The sequence below is a fragment of the Kitasatospora griseola genome (assembly GCF_044999035.1).
GTDB lineage: Bacteria > Actinomycetota > Actinomycetes > Streptomycetales > Streptomycetaceae > Kitasatospora > Kitasatospora griseola.
In genome coordinates this window covers 5,683,209-5,701,327 of sequence record NZ_CP173360.1, presented here as the reverse complement: position 1 = coordinate 5,701,327, position 18,119 = coordinate 5,683,209, and the positions used below count along the sequence as shown (strand labels likewise).

Here is an 18,119-nt window from a genome sequence, read left to right as displayed (position 1 = left end):
TCCCACTGGTCTCGCTCCCACCCCGGTATGACTCCCCGCTTGGCTCCGCAGGTTGACGCCCCCTCGGTCACCCTCTTCCTACCTTCCTCCCTGTTGCCGAACGGGAGGAGGAAGCGGTGCTGTCGCGTCTGCGTCGGAAGACCGCCGTTGCGGGGTTGGTGCTGGCGGCGGTGCTGGGGGTGGGGTCGTGGGCGTCGGCGGATGCGCAGACGCCGCTGACGGGGCCGCCGCCGGGGTCCGCGGAGTGGGTGGCGGACGGTGGGCTGGGGGTGCGGCTGCCGGATCCGGCGAAGGCCTCGCCGGCCGAAGTGGCGGCGCTCTTCTCGGGGTTGACCCCCAAACAGCAGCGGCAGCTCGCGTTCCGGCACCCCCGGGTGGTCGGGAACCTGGACGGCGCGCCGATCGAGCTCCGCTACCTGGCGAACTCGCTCGCCGTCGCCCAGGAGGGCAGCCGTGAGCAGTCCCGCGCCGACAATCCGGCGCTGACCGCGGAAGAGCGCGAACTGGCCGCGCAGCACGCCGCCCGCTACCGCGAGCTGGCCGGCCGCCGGCTCCTGGCGTTCGATCCCCGCGGCCGCGGCCAACTCGCCGAGGTCTTCGGCGACCTGACGCACGACACCCGCACCGCCGTCCTGGTGCCCGGCTCGGACGTCGACCTCGGAACCGCCGACCGGCTCGCCGCGATGGCGAAGGCGCTGCGTGCCGAGAGCGGCGAGAAGGTCGCAGTGGTGGCGTGGGTGGGGTACACCACGCCGGTCGGGGTGGGGATGGACGCGGCCCGGGAGGAGCTCGCCCGGGCGGGGGCGTCACGGTTGGGGCGGCTGGTGGCGGGGCTGGCCCCGGTGACCGGGCCGGTGACGCTGTTCTGCCACAGCTACGGCTCGGTGGTGTGCGGACGGTCCGCGCCGGATCCGGCGCAGGTCGCGGGGCTGGTAGTGCTCGCCTCGCCGGGCGTGGGCCTGGATCGGGCGGACGAGGTGCGGGTGCCGGTGTGGGCGGTGGTCCGCAATCCGGAGGACTGGATCTCGAACGTGCCGAACGTCTCGTTCCTCGGGTTCGGGCACGGCGCCGACCCGACGTCCCCCGGCTTCGGCGCCCAGCTGCTGCCGTCGACGGGTTCGCACGGCCACAGCGACTATTTCGCCCCCGGTTCGGCCTCGCTGGCGGCGTTCGCCGCTCTCGCCGCGACCGGCTCCCCCACCACCACCGCCTGACGATCTGTCGAGGAGACGTCCGATGCTGCCTGTTTCCGTTCGCCGCGCCGCGGCGACCGTCGATGCCAGGACCCCCGCCACCCGTGACCGCGCGCTGGACGGCCTGCGCGCCGTCGCCCTGCTCTCGGTGCCGCTGGGCCACTGGCTGCTCGGCGGGTTCACCGTCTCGGACAACGTGCTGCACAACGCGAGCCCGCTGGCGGCGCTGTCGTTCATGGCGCCGCTGAGCTGGGTGCTGCAGATGCTGGGGGTGTTCTTCCTGGTCGGCGGCCGGGCGTCGGCGCTGTCGCTGCGGCGGTCGGCCGAGCGCGGGGTGGGCGCCGGGGAGTGGCTGCGCGGCCGGGTGCTGCGGCTGGCCCGGCCGGTGCTGGGGGTGGCCGCGGTGTGGGCGGCGCTGATCCCGGTGCTGCGCGGGCTGGGGGTGCCGGCGGACACGGTGCGGACGGGGGCGGTGCTGATGGTGCAGCCGCTCTGGTACATCGCGATGTACCTGGTGCTGACGGCGCTCACCCCGCTGTGCGTCAGGTTCGGCGCCTGGAGCCGGGGTTGGGCCTCGGCGGCACTGCTGGCGGCCGTCGCGGCGGTGGACCTGCTGCGGTACGGGCCGTGGGGCGCGTCGATGCCGGGGTGGCTGAGCCTGCTGAACCTGCTGCCGGGCTGGCTGTTCGCCTACCAGTTGGGCGTGGACTGGGCGCACGGCCGGATCTCCCGGGCCGGGGCGTGGCTGACGGCGCTCGGCGGGGCGGCGCTGTTCGCGGTGCTGCTGCTGGTGTTCCACTACCCGGCGAGCATGGTGGGCGTGCCGGGCGCGGCCCGCACCAACTCGCACCCGCCGTCCCTGCTGGTGCTGGCGCTGGCCTCGGTGCAGGGCGGCGCGGCGATGCTGCTGAAGGACCGGCTGGGCCGGGCGCTGCGCCGGCCGCTGCTGTGGCTGCCGGTGGTGGTGGTCAACCTGGGCGCGATGACGATCTTCTGCTGGCACCAGACCGCGATGTTCCTGACCGCGCTGGCCGGCTCGCACCTGGGCGCGGTGCCCGGTCTGACCACCGCCCCGGACTCCGGCCTGTGGGCGCTCGCCCGGCTGGCCTGGCTGCCGGTGTTCGCGGTGGTGCTGGCGCTGATCGGCCGCTGGGCCCGGCGCTTCGACGGCCCGTGGCGGTCCCGCGCCTGGCGGGCGGCGGCCACGGCGGGCGCGGCGCTGTTCGCGGTGTACGCGTTCGGCGCGGTCTGACGCCACGTCAATCCGTCGACGCGTCATCACCCGTTCCCTGTCGGTGCGGGGCCCTACCCTGGCGGCCATGGCGACCTTCGACGAACTGATCGCGCTGGCGCTGCGGCTGCCGCAGGCGCACCGGGAGACCACCTGGGAGCAGGAGACGTTCCGGGTGGGCCGGAAGATCTTCGCGATGGGCCACCCGGAGTCCGGGCAGGTCTCGGTGAAGGCCACGGTCTCCGAGCAGGCCGAACTGATCGCCGCCGCGCCCGAGGTGTACTCGGTGGCCCCGTACACCGGCCGGTTCGGCTGGGTGCAGGTGCAACTCGCCCGGGTGGAGCCGGAGGAGCTGCGCGAGCTGCTCACCGAGGCGTGGCGTTCGATCGCCCCGAAACGCGTCCGGGAGGGGTACCAGGGGTAGCGTCCGGGGGAATGTGACGCGGAACACTGTTTGCTCCCTGCCCGGCGCGTCTGCCGCCCTCTAGTCTGGCTGACTAGTAGTTGGCAGTCGTAGCACCATCGGGCCCGTCCCGCTGCGATGTCCCGGCCCGAGGGAGTGGACGCCATGCACCGCAGGCGGGTCAAGCGGATCCTGATCGGCGTGTTCGCGGGCTGCGCGGCGCTGGTGGACGCCGGGGCCGCGGTCGCCCAGGCCACCGCGTCCAGTGAGCAGCTGGCCATCACCACCCCGCCCGCCGGCAGCGCCGCCTGGGTCGCCGACGGCACCTTCGGCCGCGCCCTGCCGGACCCGGCGACCGCCGCCCCGGCCGCCGTGGCCGCCTTCTTCGCCTCGCTGACGAAGGCCGACCTCGACCGGCTGATCCTCGAATACCCGCTGGTGGTCGGCAACTTGGACGGCGCGTCGCCGGCCGTCCGCTACCGGGCCAACCGGGAGGCGGTCGCCGCCGAACGCGACCGGGCCCGGCAACGCGCCGAGGACCGCACCCTGGACCCGGCCACCCGCGCGCTGGCCGTCTCCCGCGCCAACGACTCCGAGGCGCTGCTCGCCCCCGGCCGGCAGATCCTGGCCTTCGACCCGCGCGGCCGCGGCCTGGTCACCGAGGTCTACGGCGACCTGGCGAGCGCCCAGCGGGTCGCCGTCCTGGTGCCCGGCTCGGACGCCGACCTCGGCCACTTCGACCAGGCCGTCGAACCGCTCCGCTCCCCCGCCGGCATGGGCCGCGCCCTGTACGCCGAGGAGCGCGCCCAGGCCCCCGGCACCCGTACCGCGGTGGTCGCCTGGACCGGCTACGTCACCCCGCAGGGCCTCGGCCCGGACGCGGCCACCTCCCGGCTCGCCGAGGCCGCCGCGCCGCGCCTGGAGCGGCTGCTCGCCGGCCTGCGGCAGACCAGTCGGCCGGAGGCACCGCCCGCGCTGCTCTGCCACTCCTACGGCTCGGTGGTGTGCGGCGCCGCCGCGCCGTCCGTGCACGGCGCGCAGCCCACCGACCTGGTGGCGTTCGGCAGCCCCGGGATGGGCGTCGAGTCGGCCGCCGAACTCGGCACCGGCGTCCAGGTCTGGGCGGCCCGCAACCCCGGCGACTGGATCGGCAACGTGCCGTACCTGGAGGTCGGCGGCCTCGGCCACGGCGCCGACCCGACCACCCAGGCGTTCGGCGCGACGGCCGTCTCCTCGGCGGGCGCCAGCGGCCACAACGGCTACCTGGCCGAGGGCACCGCCAGCCGGCACAACTTCGCCGCGATCGCCCTCGGCCACTACGGCGACGTCAGCCGCTCGGCGACCTTCGGCAACTGACGTCCCGTCAGACCTCGCGCGCGTCCGAGGTGTTGCTCATGTCCGCGTAGCGGGTGCCCTGCACCCGGCCGCCGATCAGGTCCAGCTCGGCCAGCTCCTCCGCCGTCAGCTTCAGCGCGGCGGCCGCCGCGTTCTCCTCCAGCCGGCTGCGCTTGCGGGTGCCCGGGATCGGCACCACCGTCAGGCCGTGCACCTCGGCCCGCTGCTGCACCCAGGCCAGCGCGACCTGGGCGGCCGTCACCCCGCGCTCGGCGGCGATCTTCCGGATCGGCGCGACCAGCTCCGCGTTCCCGGCCGCGTTCTCGCCGGTGAACTGCGGCAGGTAGCGCCGGAAGTCGTCCGAACCCAGCTGCGCGGCGTCGGCGAACGCCCCGGTCAGGAAGCCCCGGCCGAGCGGCGAGTACGGCACCAGCGCCACGCCCAGCTCGGCCGCCGCGGGCACCGCGGTGCGCTCCAGGCTCCGGGCGAACAGCGACCACTCGGACTGCAGCGCCGCGATCGGGTGCACCGCGTACGCCTCGCGCAGCTCCGGACCGGTCACCTCGGACAGGCCCAGGTGCTTCACCTTGCCGGCCGCGACCAGCTCGGCCATCGCCCCGACCGACTCGGCCAGCGGCACCCCGGGGTCGCGCCGGTGCATGTAGTACAGGTCGATCTCGTCCACGCCGAGCCGGCGCAGCGAGGCGTCCACGGCCTGCCGGATGTACGCCGGGTCGTTGTTGACGCCCCGGTAGCCCGGGTCGTCGGCGCGCCGCTCGATGGCGAACTTGGTGGCCAGCACCACCTGGTCGCGGTGCGCCCGGACGAACGGGCCGATCAGTTCCTCGTTGGCGCCCGAACCGTAGACGTCGGCGGTGTCGAACAGGGTCACCCCGAGCTCCAGCGCCCGGCCGAGGGTGGCCAGCGCCTCCTCGGTGTCGGTCGGCCCGTAGAACTCGCTCATCCCCATGCATCCCAGGCCCTGCACGCCCACGACGGGGCCGTTGCTGCCGAGCCGGGTGGTCTCGATGCTGCTCATGCGCTCTTCCTGTCCTCGATCGGGCGATGCCCCGTGGTCTCCGTCGTGTCGTCGCCGTCCGTACCGGCCGCGGGCGGCTCGCCGTAGAGGTCGATCTTCCGATCGATCACGGCGAGCGTGGCGTGCAGGTCCGCGAGCCGCTGCCGGACCTCCGCCCGGTGGTCGACCAGCAGCTGCCGGCGCTCCGCCCGGGTGGCGTCCCCGTCCCGCACCAGCTCGACGTACCGGACCATGTCCGCCACCGGCATCCCGGTCAGCCGGAGCTTCGTCAGGAACGCCAGCCGGGCCAGGTCCGCGTCGCTGTACCGGCGCTGGCCCGCGTGCGAGCGGTCCACCGGGTCCAGCAGACCGATCCGCTCGTACCAGCGCAGTGTGTGCGCCGACAGTCCGCTGGTCGCGGACACCTCGCTGATCCCGTGCCGCGGCGTCCGGTCGGGCACCGCGCTCGGCGCACCGAACGCCCGCTCGCACCCCGACAGCCGCTCACTCCACTGCTCCGACGCTGCCATCTGGAACTCGACCCCCGGTCTCGGCGACGACGACTCCGACGCTACTCAGTTGGAGTGCACTCCAAGCAAGCCTGGCACAACGGATCTCCCCACCCGTCGTTTAGAGTTCGGCCCATGCAGAGCTTGCGCACGATCGAGGACTGGCCGGTACCGAACGCAGCGGCGGCGGTCGTACGCGGAAGCGACGGCGCTCTGCTCGGCGCGCACGGACCGCAGGACCACCTGTTCCCGCTGGCCTCCGTCACCAAGCTGCTCACCGCCTACGCGGTGCTGATCGCCGTCGAGGAAGGCGTCTTCGAGCTCGACGACCCGGCCGGCCCCGACGGCTCCACCGTCCGCCACCTGCTGGCCCACACCTCCGGCCTGGCCTTCGACGAGCACCGCGTGATGGCCGCCCCCGGCAACCGCCGCCTCTACTCCAACGCCGGCTTCGACGTCCTCGCCGCCACCCTGGAGCACGCCTCCGGCATCCCGTTCGCCCAGTACGCCGCCGAGGCCGTCTTCCAGCCGCTCGGCATGCACGCCACCCTGATCAACACCGCCCACCGCGCGCCCGCCGGCGCGGGCGGCCTCTCCACCGCCGCCGACCTCGCCCGGTTCGCGGCCGAACTCCAGTCCCCCAAGCTGCTCGACCCGGCCACCCTGCACACCGCGACCCGCGAGGTCGCCTTCCCCGGCACCAACGGCGTCCTGCCCGGCTTCGGCCACCGCCGCCCCAACGACTGGGGCCTCGGCTTCGAGATCCGCGACCACAAGGCCCCGCACTGGACCGGTACCGCCAACTCCCCCGCCACCTTCGGCCACTTCGGCCAGTCCGGCACCTTCCTCTGGGTCGACCCCGCCGCGGACCTCGCCTGCCTCGCCCTCACCGACCGCGACTTCGGGCCGTGGGCGGCGGAGGTGTGGCCGCAGCTCAGCGACGCGGTCCTCGCCGAGATCTAGGCGGGCGGGCGCTCAGCCGAACTGCAAGGGCGAGTGCATCTCCCACAGCAGCAGCTCGACGCCGCTCTCACCTGCCGTCGGGTCCGCGAACGCGTCTCCCGTGATCCGGATCGCGTCGCCGGCGCTCGCCGAGCGCCCGCCGCCCTGCGGGCCGGGGACGGTGCGGTAGCCGACCGATCCCGCGACGACGTGCACGTAGCGGTAGGGGGCGGCGGGGAGTTCGGGCAGCGCCGCCCACGCGCCGGCCCGGACCAGCCAGAGGGCCGCGTCGGTGCGCCGAAGTCGCAGCGCGTCGTCCGAGGGGTGTCCCGAGGCCAGCAGGGTCAGCCCGTCCGCGGCCGGGACGGAACGGATGCCGAAGCCCGGCTCGACGCCGAACCGGTCGGGCTGGAGCCACATCTGGAGGAACGTCACCGGCTCCGTCGCCCCGCCGAGGTTGCGTTCGGTGTGGGTGATGCCCGCCCCCGCGGACTGGACCTGGACCATGCCGGGGCGGACCACGCTCGCGTGGCCCGCGTCGTCGCGGTGGGCGAGTGCTCCGTCGACCACCCAGGTGACGATCTCGGTGTCGGTGTGCCGGTGGGCGTCGTACCCGGCGCCGGGGGCGAGGGTCTCCTCGTTGCAGGCGAGCAGTGCGCCGAACGAGGTGTTCTTCGGGTCGTAGTGGCCGGCGAAGGAGAACGCGTGCCGGGTGGTGATGCCTTCGGCGGGTTCCGACAGGTAACGCTCGCCGGTGCGGCGCAGATCGGCGCGTCCGCGGTCCTTCCGTCCGGCCGCGGAGGCGGGTTCGGAGGTTTCGAAGGGGTGCCCGTCCCGGGCCGAGGAATCCACGCTCACGGGCACCACGGTAGCCGGTGTGACCGGTGCCACCGGTCTTCTCGGCGCGGGGTGTGCACGAGCACCCGTCCGCGTGAGGCAGGCTAGTGCCGTGCCATCCGCTTCAGCGAAACCCGACAAAGCATCCGACCGGACGTCCGGCGAGCCCCCCGCCCCGGAGCGGCCCGCCGACCGGGGCCCGGAGAAGAGGTCCGCCAGACGTCCGGCGCAGGCCGCCCGTGCCGCCGCGGTGCCCGGCCGCGGCCGGATGACCGCCGAGGAGCGCCGGCTCGCGGCGGACCGGGCCGAGTTGCGGGCGGCGACGCTGAAGCGACTGGAGAAGTCGGCGGGCAAGCTGGCGTCCGCGGCGATCGCCCGGATGGACGATCAACTGGCCTGGTACCGGCGGATGCCGCCGGAGCACCGGTCGTGGATCGGCCTGGTCGCGCAGGCGGGCATCGCGGCGTTCACCGAGTGGTACCGGCACCCGGAGGCGCCGCAGGCGATCTCCACCGACGTGTTCGGCACCGCGCCCCGGGAGTTGACCCGGGCGATCACGCTGCGGCAGACGGTGGAGCTGATCCGCACCACGATCGAGGTGATGGAGGAGGCCATCGAGGAGGTGGCCGCGCCCGGCGACGAGGCGGGCATGCGCGAGTCGGTGCTGGTCTACGCCCGGGAGATCGCCTTCGCCACCGCCCAGGTGTACGCGCAGGCCGCGGAGGCGCGCGGCGCGTGGGACGCCCGGCTGGAGGCGCTGGTGGTGAACTCGCTGCTGTCCGGGGACGCCGACGAGGGCGTGCTGTCCCGGGCGGCGGCGCTGGGCTGGGGCCAGCCGAGCCAGGTGCGGGTGGTGATGGGCAGCGCCCCGGACGGCGACAGCGAGCTGGTGGTCGAGGCCATCCGGCGCGCCGCCCGGTACGCCAAGCTGCACGTGCTGACCGGGGTGCTGGGCCGCCGTCTGGTGGTGGTGGTCGGCGGCGACAAGGAGCCGGTGCACGCCGCGCGGGCGCTGATCGGCCAGTTCGCGCCGGGCCCGGTGGTGGTCGGCCCGACGGTCGGCGACCTGCTGTCGGCGACCCGCTCGGCGCACGCCGCCGCGCAGGGCCTGAAGGCGTGCGCGGCGTGGCCGGACGCGCCGCGCCCGGTGCTGGCCGACGACCTGCTGCCGGAACGCGCCCTGGCGGGCGACGAGGTGGCGCGCCGTCAGCTGGTGGAGGAGATCTACACACCTCTGGAGGAGGCCGGTTCGGCACTCCTGGAGACGCTGAGTGTCTATCTGGAGCAGGCGTCCTCCCTGGAGGGCGCCGCCCGGATGCTCTTCGTCCACCCGAACACCGTCCGCTACCGGCTGCGTCGTGTGACTGATGTCACCGGCTATGCTCCGTCGGACGTGCGTTCGGCGTTCACCCTGCGCATCGCCCTTGCCCTGGGGCGTCTCGGTTCCGGGCCTGATCAGGGCTGATCGAACTGTAGGGAATCCACAATCCGACGTGCTTTTCTTCGTCATCGTCGCCTACCCGCCCCACGGCGTCCGGCGAGAGAGGGTTGAACCGTGCTCGTTATCGTCGCCCCTGGACAGGGTGCCCAGACTCCCGGCTTCCTCAACCCCTGGCTCGAACTGGACGGCGTCGCCGACCGGCTGCGCCAGTGGTCGGAGGTGGCCGGTCTCGACCTGGTGCACGCCGGAACCGAGGCCTCCGAGGAGGAGATCAAGGACACCGCGGTGGCCCAGCCGCTGCTGGTGGCCGCCGGCCTGGTGACCGCTCAGGCGCTGCTGCCGCAGGGCGTTCCGGCGTCCGTCGGCGCGCTGGCCGGCCACAGCGTGGGCGAGATCACCTCCGCCGCGCTGGCCGGAGTGCTGTCCGAGCAGGACGCTCTGGCCTTCGTCCGCGAGCGCAGCCTCGGCATGGCGGAGGCCGCCGCGGCCACCGCGACCGGCATGACGGCGGTGCTCGGCGGCGACCCCGAGGCGGTCGCCGAGAAGCTCGCCGCGCACGGGGTCACCCCGGCGAACAACAACGGCGGCGGGCAGATCGTCGCGGCCGGCACGCTGGAGCAGCTGGCCGCGCTGAAGGCGGACCCGCCGGCCGGCGCGCGGCTGATCCCGCTGAAGGTCGCGGGCGCGTTCCACACCGAGCACATGGCCCCGGGCGTGGCCCGGCTGGAGAAGCTGGCGCCGACGCTGACCGTGGCCGACCCGACGGTGGCGTACGTGTCCAACAGGGACGGCGAGGTGGTCGGCGACGGCGCCGAGGTGCTGGCCCGTCTGGTCGCGCAGGTGTCCAACCCGGTCCGCTGGGACCTGTGCATGGAGACCCTGCAGCAGCTGGGCGCGACCGCCGTGATCGAGCTGTCGCCCGCCGGCACCCTCACCAATCTGGTCAAGCGGAACGTCAAGGGCGTCGCAACGCTGGCCCTGAAGTCCCCCGCCGATCTCGACCGGGCCCGCGAGCTCGTGGCCGAGCACGGCAGCCAGGAGAAGTCCGCATGAGTGCCACCATCAAGCCGGTCACCGGCGCCCAGTTCTCGCGCATCCACGGTGTCGGCGGCTACCGCCCGACCCGGGTGATCCCGAACGCCGAGGTGCTGAACTGGATCGACTCCTCGGACGAGTGGATCCGGTCCCGGTCCGGCATCGCGGAGCGCCGCTGGGCCGGTCCGGAGGAGACCGTCGCCGAGATGTCGGTGCAGGCGGCCGCCAAGGCCATCGCGATGTCCGGGATCGCTCCGGCGCAGATCGGCGGCGTCATCGTCGCCACCGTCTCGCACCTGAAGCAGACCCCGGCGATCGCCACCGAGATCGCCCAGCGGCTCGGCTGCGGCACCGCCCCCGCGTTCGACATCTCCGCCGCCTGCGCGGGCTTCGGCTACGGCCTGAGCCTGGCCGACGGCATGGTGCGCGGCGGGAGCGCCGAGTACGTGCTGGTGATCGGCGTGGAGCGGCTCTCCGACCTGACCGACAAGTCGGACCGCTCGACCGCGTTCATCTTCGGCGACGGCGCGGGCGCGGCGATCGTCGGCCCGTCCGACACGCCCGGCATCGGCAAGGTCGTCTGGGGTTCGGACGGCTCGCAGGCCGACGTGATCTCGCAGACCCGGGCCTGGGACACCGCCTTCGCCAAGCCGGACGCCGTCAACGGCGCGGGCGAGGAGATCAAGTGGCCCGCGCTGCGGATGGAGGGCCAGACGGTCTTCCGCTGGGCGGTGTACGACATGGCGAAGGTCGCCCAGCAGGCGCTGGACGCCGCCGGGATCACCGCCGACCAGCTCGGCGCGTTCATCCCGCACCAGGCCAACATGCGCATCATCGACGCCATGATCAAGACGCTGAAGCTGCCCGCCGAGGTCCCGGTGGCCCGCGACATCGTCGAGACCGGCAACACCTCCGCCGCGTCCATTCCGCTCGCCATGGAGCGGATGCTGGAGCGCGGCCAGGCCAAGAGCGGCGACCTCGCGCTGATCATCGGCTTCGGGGCCGGACTGGTCTACGCCGCAGCAGTCGTTACTCTCCCCTAGGCGTTTTTTCTCCGCACCACCCCAAGAAAACCCGCGGCGGTCCGCCTGACCGCACGCGTCAACACGAAGAGGAGCAGCCGATATGGCTACCCAGACCGAGGTTCTCGAAGGCCTTGCCGAGATCGTGAACGAGATCGCCGGCATTCCGGTCGAGGACGTCGAGCTCGACAAGTCCTTCACCGACGACCTGGACGTCGACTCGCTGTCCATGGTCGAGGTCGTCGTCGCCGCCGAGGAGCGCTTCGGCGCGAAGATCCCGGACGACGAGGTCAAGAACCTGAAGACCGTCGGCGACGCGGTGAACTTCATCGTCGCCAACGTCTGACCAGCCGTCAGGCTGCCGGTCGGGGCGCGCTCGTCGCGCCCCGGCCGTCCCCCTTTCCCCCGGCTCGTTCCGGCCCTCCGGCCCGTCCGGCCCTCCGCTCGATGCTCAACGTGAGAGAAGAAGAAACCAGTGACTGCTGAAAACCGCACCGTGGTCGTCACGGGTATCGGCGCCTTCACGCCGCTGGGCGGCGACGCCGCCACATTCTGGGAGGGCCTGCTGGCCGGCCGGTCCGGGGTCCACGCCCTCACCGAGGAGTGGGCCGCCGAGCTGCCCGTCCGGATCGCCGCCAAGGTCGCCGTCGAGCCGTCCGAGATCCTGCCCCGCCCGGTGGCCCGCAAGCTGGACCGCTCGGCCCAGTTCGCGCTGATCGCCGCCCGCGAGGCCTGGAAGGACGCCGGCTTCGAGGGCCCGGCCACCGCCGACACCAACGAGCTGGCCCCCGAGCGCCTGGGCACGGTCATCGCCTCCGGCATCGGCGGCGTCACCACCCTGCTCGACCAGTACGACGTGCTCAAGCAGCAGGGCGTCCGCAAGGTCTCCCCGCACACCGTCCCGATGCTAATGCCCAACTCCCCGGCCGCCAACGTCGGCCTGGAGGTCGGTGCCCGGGCCGGCGTGCACACCCCCGTCTCCGCCTGTGCCTCCGGCGCCGAGGCGATCGGCTACGCGATCGAGATGATCCGCAGCGGCCGCGCCGACGTCGTGGTGGCCGGCGGCACCGAGGCGGCGGTCCACCCGCTGCCCATCGTCGCCTTCTCCAACATGATGGCGATGTCCAAGAACAACGACGACCCCGAGCACGCCTCCCGCCCGTACGACAAGGCCCGTGACGGCTTCGTCCTCGGCGAGGGCGCCGGTGTCGTGGTGCTGGAGTCCGCCGAGCACGCCGCCGCCCGCGGCGCCCGCGTGTACTGCGAGGCGATCGGCCAGGGCCTGTCCTCGGACGCCCACCACATCGCGCAGCCGGAGCCGACCGGCGCCGGCGTGTCCCGCGCCATCGCCGACCTGTTCGACCGCAACGAGCTGGACAAGGCCGAGGTCGTGCACGTCAACGCGCACGCCACCTCCACCCCTCAGGGTGACACCGCGGAGATCAAGGCGCTGAGCCGCGAACTCGGCGAGCACCTGGAGCACGTGGCGATCTCCGCCACCAAGTCGATGACCGGCCACCTGCTCGGCGGCGCCGGCGGCATCGAGACGGTCGCCACCGTCCTCGCCCTGCACCACCGGATCGCCCCGCCGACCATCAACGTGGTCGAGCTGGACGACGACATCGACGCCGACATCGTCCGCGACGAGCCCCGCAAGCTCCCGGTCGAGGGCCGGATCGCCGCCCTCAACAACTCCTTCGGCTTCGGCGGCCACAACGTGGTGCTGGCCTTCCGCACCGTCTGAGACCCGCGCGCGGCACTGCGCGACCGGCCCGGCACTCCCAGCGAGTGCCGGGCCGGCCCCGTCTCCGTCACACCACCTGGTGCAGCCACCTGACCGGCGCGCCCTCCCCCGCGTACCGGAACGGCTCCAACTCGTCGTCCCACGGCTTGCCGAGCAGACGGCCGATCTCCGCCTCCAGGTCGCTGCCCTCGCTGCGGGAGCGCAGCAGCACGGCCCGCAGCCGGTCCTCGGGGACCAGGATGTCGCCGTGGATGCCGGTGACGGCGTGGAAGATGCCGAGGCCGGGCGTGGAGGAGTACCGCTCGCCCTCGGCCGTGGCGCAGGGCTCGCTGGTCACCTCGTAGCGCATCAACTGCCAGCCGCGCAGCGCGGAGGCGAGCTTGGAGGCGGTGCCGGGCTCTCCCTGCCAGGAGAGCTCGGACCGCCAGTGGCCGGGCGCGGCGGGCTGCCGGATCCAGTCGAGGTTGACCCGCACGCCGAGGACGCCTGCCACCGCCCACTCGACGTGCGGGCACAGCGCGCGTGGCGCGGAGTGGATGTAGAGCACACCACGTGTCGTCACCGGGACCTCCTGGCTGTGGACGAGGGTCGCCTTCCCCAGCTGCCTCGCGCCGTCGCCGGTAGGTACTGACGAGTGGCTACCCCGTGACGCTCAACTTATTCGACATTAGGTCATCAAATCGAGCAAAACGGACAAGCTTTCACCCCATGCTAGTCGGTTCCCCCGGGAGGTCTACCCCCACAGCGCCCACCTCCCCCGAACGGACCTAAACGCGCGCCCCCACCGGATCGCGCTTCCGGTGGGGGCGGATTGACGGAGCGTCAGTCGACGTATCGTCACATCGTCGGATCCTCAGACCTGGACGACCATCTTTCCGGTGTTGGCGCCGCGCAGCATGCCGAGGAAGGCCTCGGCGGTGTTCTCCACGCCCTCGACCACGGTCTCGCCGTAGCGCAGCGAACCGTCCCGCAGCCAGCCGCCGACCTCCTCGACGAACCGGCCGCGCAGCGCGGCGTGGTCGCCGGCCAGCATGCCCTGCAGGCGCAGCCGCTTTCCGATGGCCAGCACCAGGTTGCGCGGCGCGGCCGGGGCGGAGGTGTCGTTGTACTGGGCGATGGCCCCGCACAGGGTGACCCGGCCGTGCACCCGCAGGGCGCCGATCGCGGCCTCCAGGTGCTCGCCGCCGACGTTGTCGAAGTAGACGTCGATGCCGTCGGGGGCGGCCCGGTCGAGCAGCTCCGCGACCGGACCGTCCTTGTAGTTGAAGGCGGCGTCGAAGCCGTACTCGTCGACCAGGGTGGCGACCTTCTCTGCGGAGCCGGCCGAACCGATCACCCGCTTCGCCCCCTTGATCCGGGCGATCTGACCGACCGTCGAACCGACGGCGCCGGCCGCGCCGGAGACGAACACGGTGTCGCCCTCGCGGAACGAGGCGACCTCCAGCAGTCCGGCGTACGCGGTGAGCCCGGGCATGCCGAGCACGCCCAGGTAGGCGGAGAGCGGGGCGAGTTCGGGGTCGACCTTGACGGCGTGCGCGGCGTCCAGGGTGGCGTACTCGCGCCAGCCGAGCCAGTGCTGCACCGCGTCGCCGACCCGGAAGCCCTCCGCGTTGCTGGCGACCACGTGGCCGACCGCGCCGCCGTCCATCGGCGCGCCGAGCGCGTACGGCGGCGCGTAGGACTTCACGTCGTTCATCCGTGCGCGCATGTAGGGGTCGACGGACAGGTAGGCGTTGCGCACGGTGATCTCGCCCGGGCCGGGCTGCCGGACGGGGGCCTCGACCAGCGCGAAGTCACTCGCCACCGGCCAGCCCTGCGGCCGGGCGGCCAGGTGCCACTCGCGGCCGGTGGCGGGAAGGTCCTGCTCTGCCATCACACACTCCTCATCAACCTGAAACGTTCACTGACTCAAGTAATCCTGTGGATGAAAGGTTCATGTTGTCAACTGTTCAGCTAGACTCGACACCATGGAGAAGGAGCAGGTCATGGAGCAGGCATCGGTCCCGACCGCCGACCCGATCACCGTGGAGGTCGTCGACCTCATGGCGCGCCTGGTCGGACTCTTCCACCGCGAGTACGAGGAAGCCGCCGCCGCCCGCTCGCTGACCGGTGCGCAGGCCAAGGTACTGGCGCTGCTGCGCCGCGGCCCGATGCCGATGCGGCACATCGCGCAGACCCTCTCCTGCGAGCCGTCCAACGTCACCGGCATCGTCGACCGGCTGGAGGGCCGCGGTTTCGTCACCCGCGAGTCCGACCCGCAGGACCGCCGGGTGAAGCTGGTGGTCGCCACCGACACGGGGCTGTCCGCCTCGTCCGAGCTCCGCGAATCGCTGAACTTCGCCCGCGAGCCGCTGGCCGCGCTGGAAGCCTCCGAGCGGGCCCAACTGCGGGACCTGCTGCGGCGGATGCTCGACTCCTCGGCCCGCGACTGACCCCGCCGAACCATCCTCCGGGCCGCCGGTCGGGCCGCTGACCGGACGGTTCGGAGGCACCCCGGTTCGAGGTTCGAAAAATCTCTCGGAAATGATGGTTCGCGTGTAACCATTCCCGTCGCCGCGCCGTCTAAGTGGTGACGAACGCCCCCTCCGCAATGCCGTGGAGGCGGCAAGTGCCTGCCCTCGGGCACCAGTTCCCGTTGCGCGCAGAGAGATCCCGGACCGATGACCGACGCCACCCAGAGTCCTGCCGCGGCCCCGCCCCGCGGCCGAAGAGGCCGCCGAATAGCCCAGGGGCTCGGAGCGACCGCCGCCGTCCTGGTGGTCGTCGCCGCGGGACTCGGCACCTGGTACTACCAGCGGCTCGACCACAACATCACGACCTTCGCCCCGGAAGGCATCGCGTCCAGCCGGCCGCCGGCCGGGCCTCCCGCTCCCGCCGGCGGCCACCCCGTCAACGTCCTGCTGCTCGGCTCCGACACCCGGAGCGACGGCAACAGCGACCTCGGCGGCGGCGACGAGGGAGTCGGCCACTCCGACACCGCGATCCTGCTGCACGTCTACGCCGATCACAAACACGCCGTCGGCGTGTCGATCCCCCGGGACACCCTGGTCACCATCCCGCCGTGCCGGCTCGCGGACGGCCGGTGGACCACCGCCCGGGCCAACCAGATGTTCAACTCGGCGTTCACCATCGGCGAGTTCAAGAACGGCAACCCCGCCTGCACGCAGAACACCGTGGAGGAGCTGACCGGCCTGCGGGTGGACCACACCCTGGTCGTCGACTTCAAGGGCTTCGCCTCCATCACCCAGGCCGTCGGCGGCGTGGACGTCTGCGTCCCCAACGACGTCGACTCCTACGGCATTCACCTGACCAAGGGCCGCCAAACCGTCGCCGGGCAGCAGGCCGTCGACTACGTCCGCGCCCGGCACGGCCTCGGCGACAGCTCCGACATCGGCCGGATGCGCCGTCAGCAGGCGTTCATGTCCTCGCTGATCAAGAAGGTGCAGGGCGAGGGCTTCGACCTCACCACCCTGCTGCCGCTGGCCGACGCCGCCACCAAGTCGCTCACCGTGGACCCCGACCTCGGCTCGCCGTACAAGCTCGCCGAGTTCGCCCAGTCGCTGAAGGACATCAAGCTCGCCGACATCCAGTTCGTCACCCTGCCGTGGCGCTTCCAGGGCGCCCGGGTCGCCGTCGTGCAGCCCGACGCCGACATCCTGTGGAACCTGATCCGCCAGGACCGGACCCTGGACGGGCGCCTCACCGGCGACCTCGCGAACCCGTCCGCCGGGCCCTCGGGCGGTCCGTCGGGCAGCATGTCGGGCAGCCCGTCCGCGGGTGCGTCCGGAAGTCCCTCCGCCGGTGCGTCCGCCTCCCCGTCGAGTGGCGCGTCCGGCGGGCCGTCCGCGAGCGGCGGCTCCGACAGCGCGAACCTGGACGCGCCGATCGTGGTGCACAACGCCCGCAAGTCCGCCGGGCTGGCCGGCCGGACGGCGCTCGCGCTGCGCAGCAACGGCTACCGGAACATCACCATCGGCCAGAACACCCCCGCCCGGAGCACCACGCTGATCGAGTACCCGCTCGACCTGCGCCCCGCCGCCGATCGTCTGGCCCAGCTCTACCCCGGCGCGGAACTCCGCGCCGTCCCGAAGAGCGACGCCATCGTCCTGACCCTCGGCCAGGACCGGGCCGGCACCGACGCCCTCGGCGCCCCCGACTCCGGGGCCTCCGCCGGCACCGCCATCCCGTCCGACATCCCGAGCGGCATCACGGAGAACACCCGCCCCGCCGACAGCGACCTCTGCAGCGACCTCAGCTTCGGCTGACCCCGGACCGGCCCCGCTCCGACCGCCCTCCCGCGAACGGGGGTGCGGCCGGGGCCGGGGCCGCCTCCGCGGTCGGGTCCGGAACGCCCGTCACCACGAGGGTGACCCGATGGTCCGTCAACTCGCCCGCCCGGGCCAGGCCGTACACCGCGGACAGGGCCTTCGCCACGTACCGCCGCTCCACCGGGACGCCGTGCCGGCCCTCGAACCGGGCTGCGAACCGTTCCAACTCCTCCGGCACCCGGCCGTACCCGCCGCCGTGCCAGTCGTGCGCCAGCCGCCAGTTACCGGACTCCCGCCCGTGCGCGGCGAGTTGGAGCGCCGCCACCTCCCGCTCCAGGTAGCCCTCGCCGCGCAGCACCGCCACACCGAGCGCCTGCGTACCCGACGGCAGGCCGGCGGCGATCCCGGCCACCGTCCCGCCGGTGCCGACCGCGCAGCACACCACGTCCCGGGCGCCCAGGTCCGGCAGCTGCGCCGCCAGCTCCTCGGCGACCACCGCGGCCCCGCGCACCGCCGCCGCGTTCGACCCGCCCTCGGGCAGGACGAAGTGCCCGGCGCGCCGCTCCTGCCGCCCGGAGGCGATCTCGCGGTAGACCGAGCGTTCGACGAACTCCAGCACCATCCCGTCCCGTTCGGCCCGGGCCAGCGACCAGTTCCGCGGCATCCGGGCCAGCTCGGCCCCGCGGATCACCCCGACGCTCTCCAACCCGAGCGCCCGCGCCGCTGCCGCCACCGCCCGCACGTGCGTGGAGTACGCCCCGCCGTAGGTGAGCAGCACCCGGCAGCCGTCCGCGACCGCCCGCTCCAGGTTCGGTGCGAGCTTGCGCCACTTGTTGCCGGGCACCGTCGGATGCGCCAGGTCGTCCCGCTTCAGCCGGAGCTCCACCCCCGCCGCGGCGAGCTCCGGGTCGTCGACCACCGTCAACGGCGTGGGCAGGTCAGCGGGCACGAGCATCCACTCACCCTAGCCGGGGACCGGCAGCACCCCGCCGGCCCCTGTGCGCCGGCACCCCGACAGCGCCAGGCGGCCGCGCGATGGCCCGCTGATCGGCTGCGGCACCCCGCCCGACCATGCCTTCCCCGCCACGCTGGATGCCCCTGCCAGGCCCCCACCGCGCCGCCTCGCTCGTGGCTCCGCTCC

At 73.4% G+C, this 18,119-nt stretch carries 18 protein-coding genes; 12 read left to right on the top strand and 6 right to left on the bottom strand.

The features are described 5' to 3' along the window. The first annotated feature begins 116 nt into the window (after window positions 1-116). From ACI1MP_RS25900 to ACI1MP_RS25885, 4 genes are all read left to right on the top strand, one after another. The gene (locus tag ACI1MP_RS25900) at window positions 117-1,214 is read left to right on the top strand and encodes an alpha/beta hydrolase (RefSeq protein ID WP_404869579.1); all 1,098 of its coding nucleotides are present in this window, start codon (window positions 117-119) and stop codon (window positions 1,212-1,214) included. A 22-nt stretch (window positions 1,215-1,236) separates the two neighbouring features. Next, window positions 1,237-2,445 (top strand): acyltransferase, encoded by a 1,209-nt coding sequence (locus ACI1MP_RS25895; RefSeq protein ID WP_404869578.1) that lies wholly within the window; start codon window positions 1,237-1,239, stop codon window positions 2,443-2,445. A gap of 67 nt (window positions 2,446-2,512) precedes the next feature. Continuing rightward, window positions 2,513-2,848 carry an MmcQ/YjbR family DNA-binding protein gene (locus ACI1MP_RS25890; RefSeq protein WP_404869577.1) on the top strand — a complete coding sequence of 112 codons (336 nt, stop codon included), beginning with the start codon at window positions 2,513-2,515 and terminating at the stop codon, window positions 2,846-2,848. 144 nt (window positions 2,849-2,992) lie between these two features. After that, window positions 2,993-4,183: an alpha/beta hydrolase gene (locus ACI1MP_RS25885; RefSeq protein ID WP_404869576.1), complete on the top strand. Its 1,191-nt coding sequence runs from the start codon at window positions 2,993-2,995 to the stop codon at window positions 4,181-4,183. Between the two features lie 7 nt (window positions 4,184-4,190). On the opposite strand, the gene ACI1MP_RS25880 is transcribed toward ACI1MP_RS25885, so the two are convergent. Both ACI1MP_RS25880 and ACI1MP_RS25875 read right to left on the bottom strand, forming a co-directional pair. Next, entirely contained in the window at window positions 4,191-5,201 is a 1,011-nt protein-coding gene (locus ACI1MP_RS25880) for an aldo/keto reductase (RefSeq protein ID WP_404869575.1), read from the bottom strand. Further along, entirely contained in the window at window positions 5,198-5,710 is a 513-nt protein-coding gene (locus tag ACI1MP_RS25875) for a MerR family transcriptional regulator (protein WP_100585773.1), read from the bottom strand. Before ACI1MP_RS25875 ends, ACI1MP_RS25880 begins: the two co-directional genes overlap by 4 nt. Before the next feature lie 114 nt (window positions 5,711-5,824). On the opposite strand from ACI1MP_RS25875, the gene ACI1MP_RS25870 reads away from it, so the two are divergent. Then, the gene (locus ACI1MP_RS25870) at window positions 5,825-6,652 is read left to right on the top strand and encodes a serine hydrolase domain-containing protein (RefSeq protein ID WP_380335333.1); all 828 of its coding nucleotides are present in this window, start codon (window positions 5,825-5,827) and stop codon (window positions 6,650-6,652) included. Window positions 6,653-6,664: 12 nt separating this feature from the next. On the opposite strand, the gene ACI1MP_RS25865 is transcribed toward ACI1MP_RS25870, so the two are convergent. After that, window positions 6,665-7,489, bottom strand: a complete 825-nt coding sequence (locus tag ACI1MP_RS25865; protein ID WP_404869574.1) for a pirin family protein — start codon at window positions 7,487-7,489, stop codon at window positions 6,665-6,667. Window positions 7,490-7,736: 247 nt separating this feature from the next. Between ACI1MP_RS25865 and ACI1MP_RS25860 the strand changes: the two genes are divergently transcribed. From ACI1MP_RS25860 to fabF, 5 genes are all read left to right on the top strand, one after another. Continuing rightward, on the top strand, window positions 7,737-8,933 hold the full coding sequence (locus ACI1MP_RS25860; RefSeq protein ID WP_043913828.1) for a CdaR family transcriptional regulator: 1,197 nt from the start codon (window positions 7,737-7,739) through the stop codon (window positions 8,931-8,933). A gap of 90 nt (window positions 8,934-9,023) precedes the next feature. Next, window positions 9,024-9,962 carry an ACP S-malonyltransferase gene (locus ACI1MP_RS25855; protein WP_100585770.1) on the top strand — a complete coding sequence of 313 codons (939 nt, stop codon included), beginning with the start codon at window positions 9,024-9,026 and terminating at the stop codon, window positions 9,960-9,962. Next, window positions 9,959-10,987, top strand: a complete 1,029-nt coding sequence (locus tag ACI1MP_RS25850; RefSeq protein WP_100585769.1) for a beta-ketoacyl-ACP synthase III — start codon at window positions 9,959-9,961, stop codon at window positions 10,985-10,987. Before ACI1MP_RS25855 ends, ACI1MP_RS25850 begins: the two co-directional genes overlap by 4 nt. A gap of 82 nt (window positions 10,988-11,069) precedes the next feature. Continuing rightward, window positions 11,070-11,312: an acyl carrier protein gene (locus ACI1MP_RS25845; RefSeq protein WP_073812203.1), complete on the top strand. Its 243-nt coding sequence runs from the start codon at window positions 11,070-11,072 to the stop codon at window positions 11,310-11,312. A 129-nt stretch (window positions 11,313-11,441) separates the two neighbouring features. Then, window positions 11,442-12,710, top strand: a complete 1,269-nt coding sequence (fabF, locus tag ACI1MP_RS25840) for a beta-ketoacyl-ACP synthase II (RefSeq protein ID WP_043913836.1) — start codon at window positions 11,442-11,444, stop codon at window positions 12,708-12,710. Between the two features lie 67 nt (window positions 12,711-12,777). Here fabF and ACI1MP_RS25835 read toward each other — a convergent pair whose 3' ends face one another. Both ACI1MP_RS25835 and ACI1MP_RS25830 read right to left on the bottom strand, forming a co-directional pair. Continuing rightward, the gene (locus ACI1MP_RS25835; protein ID WP_043913838.1) at window positions 12,778-13,272 is read right to left on the bottom strand and encodes a DUF3145 domain-containing protein; all 495 of its coding nucleotides are present in this window, start codon (window positions 13,270-13,272) and stop codon (window positions 12,778-12,780) included. A gap of 291 nt (window positions 13,273-13,563) precedes the next feature. Continuing rightward, window positions 13,564-14,583, bottom strand: coding sequence for an NADP-dependent oxidoreductase (locus tag ACI1MP_RS25830; protein ID WP_404869573.1), 1,020 nt, complete (start codon window positions 14,581-14,583; stop codon window positions 13,564-13,566). Between the two features lie 94 nt (window positions 14,584-14,677). Between ACI1MP_RS25830 and ACI1MP_RS25825 the strand changes: the two genes are divergently transcribed. Both ACI1MP_RS25825 and ACI1MP_RS25820 read left to right on the top strand, forming a co-directional pair. Further along, a complete protein-coding gene (locus ACI1MP_RS25825; RefSeq protein WP_380335350.1) occupies window positions 14,678-15,142 on the top strand; it encodes a MarR family winged helix-turn-helix transcriptional regulator in 465 nt (154 codons plus the stop codon). Between the two features lie 228 nt (window positions 15,143-15,370). Further along, window positions 15,371-16,975: an LCP family protein gene (locus tag ACI1MP_RS25820; RefSeq protein WP_404869572.1), complete on the top strand. Its 1,605-nt coding sequence runs from the start codon at window positions 15,371-15,373 to the stop codon at window positions 16,973-16,975. On the opposite strand, the gene ACI1MP_RS25815 is transcribed toward ACI1MP_RS25820, so the two are convergent. Beyond that, the gene (locus ACI1MP_RS25815) at window positions 16,962-17,933 is read right to left on the bottom strand and encodes a 1-aminocyclopropane-1-carboxylate deaminase/D-cysteine desulfhydrase (RefSeq protein ID WP_404869571.1); all 972 of its coding nucleotides are present in this window, start codon (window positions 17,931-17,933) and stop codon (window positions 16,962-16,964) included. The two genes, ACI1MP_RS25820 and ACI1MP_RS25815, sit on opposite strands and share 14 nt — an antisense overlap. Window positions 17,934-18,119: the final 186 nt, after the last annotated feature.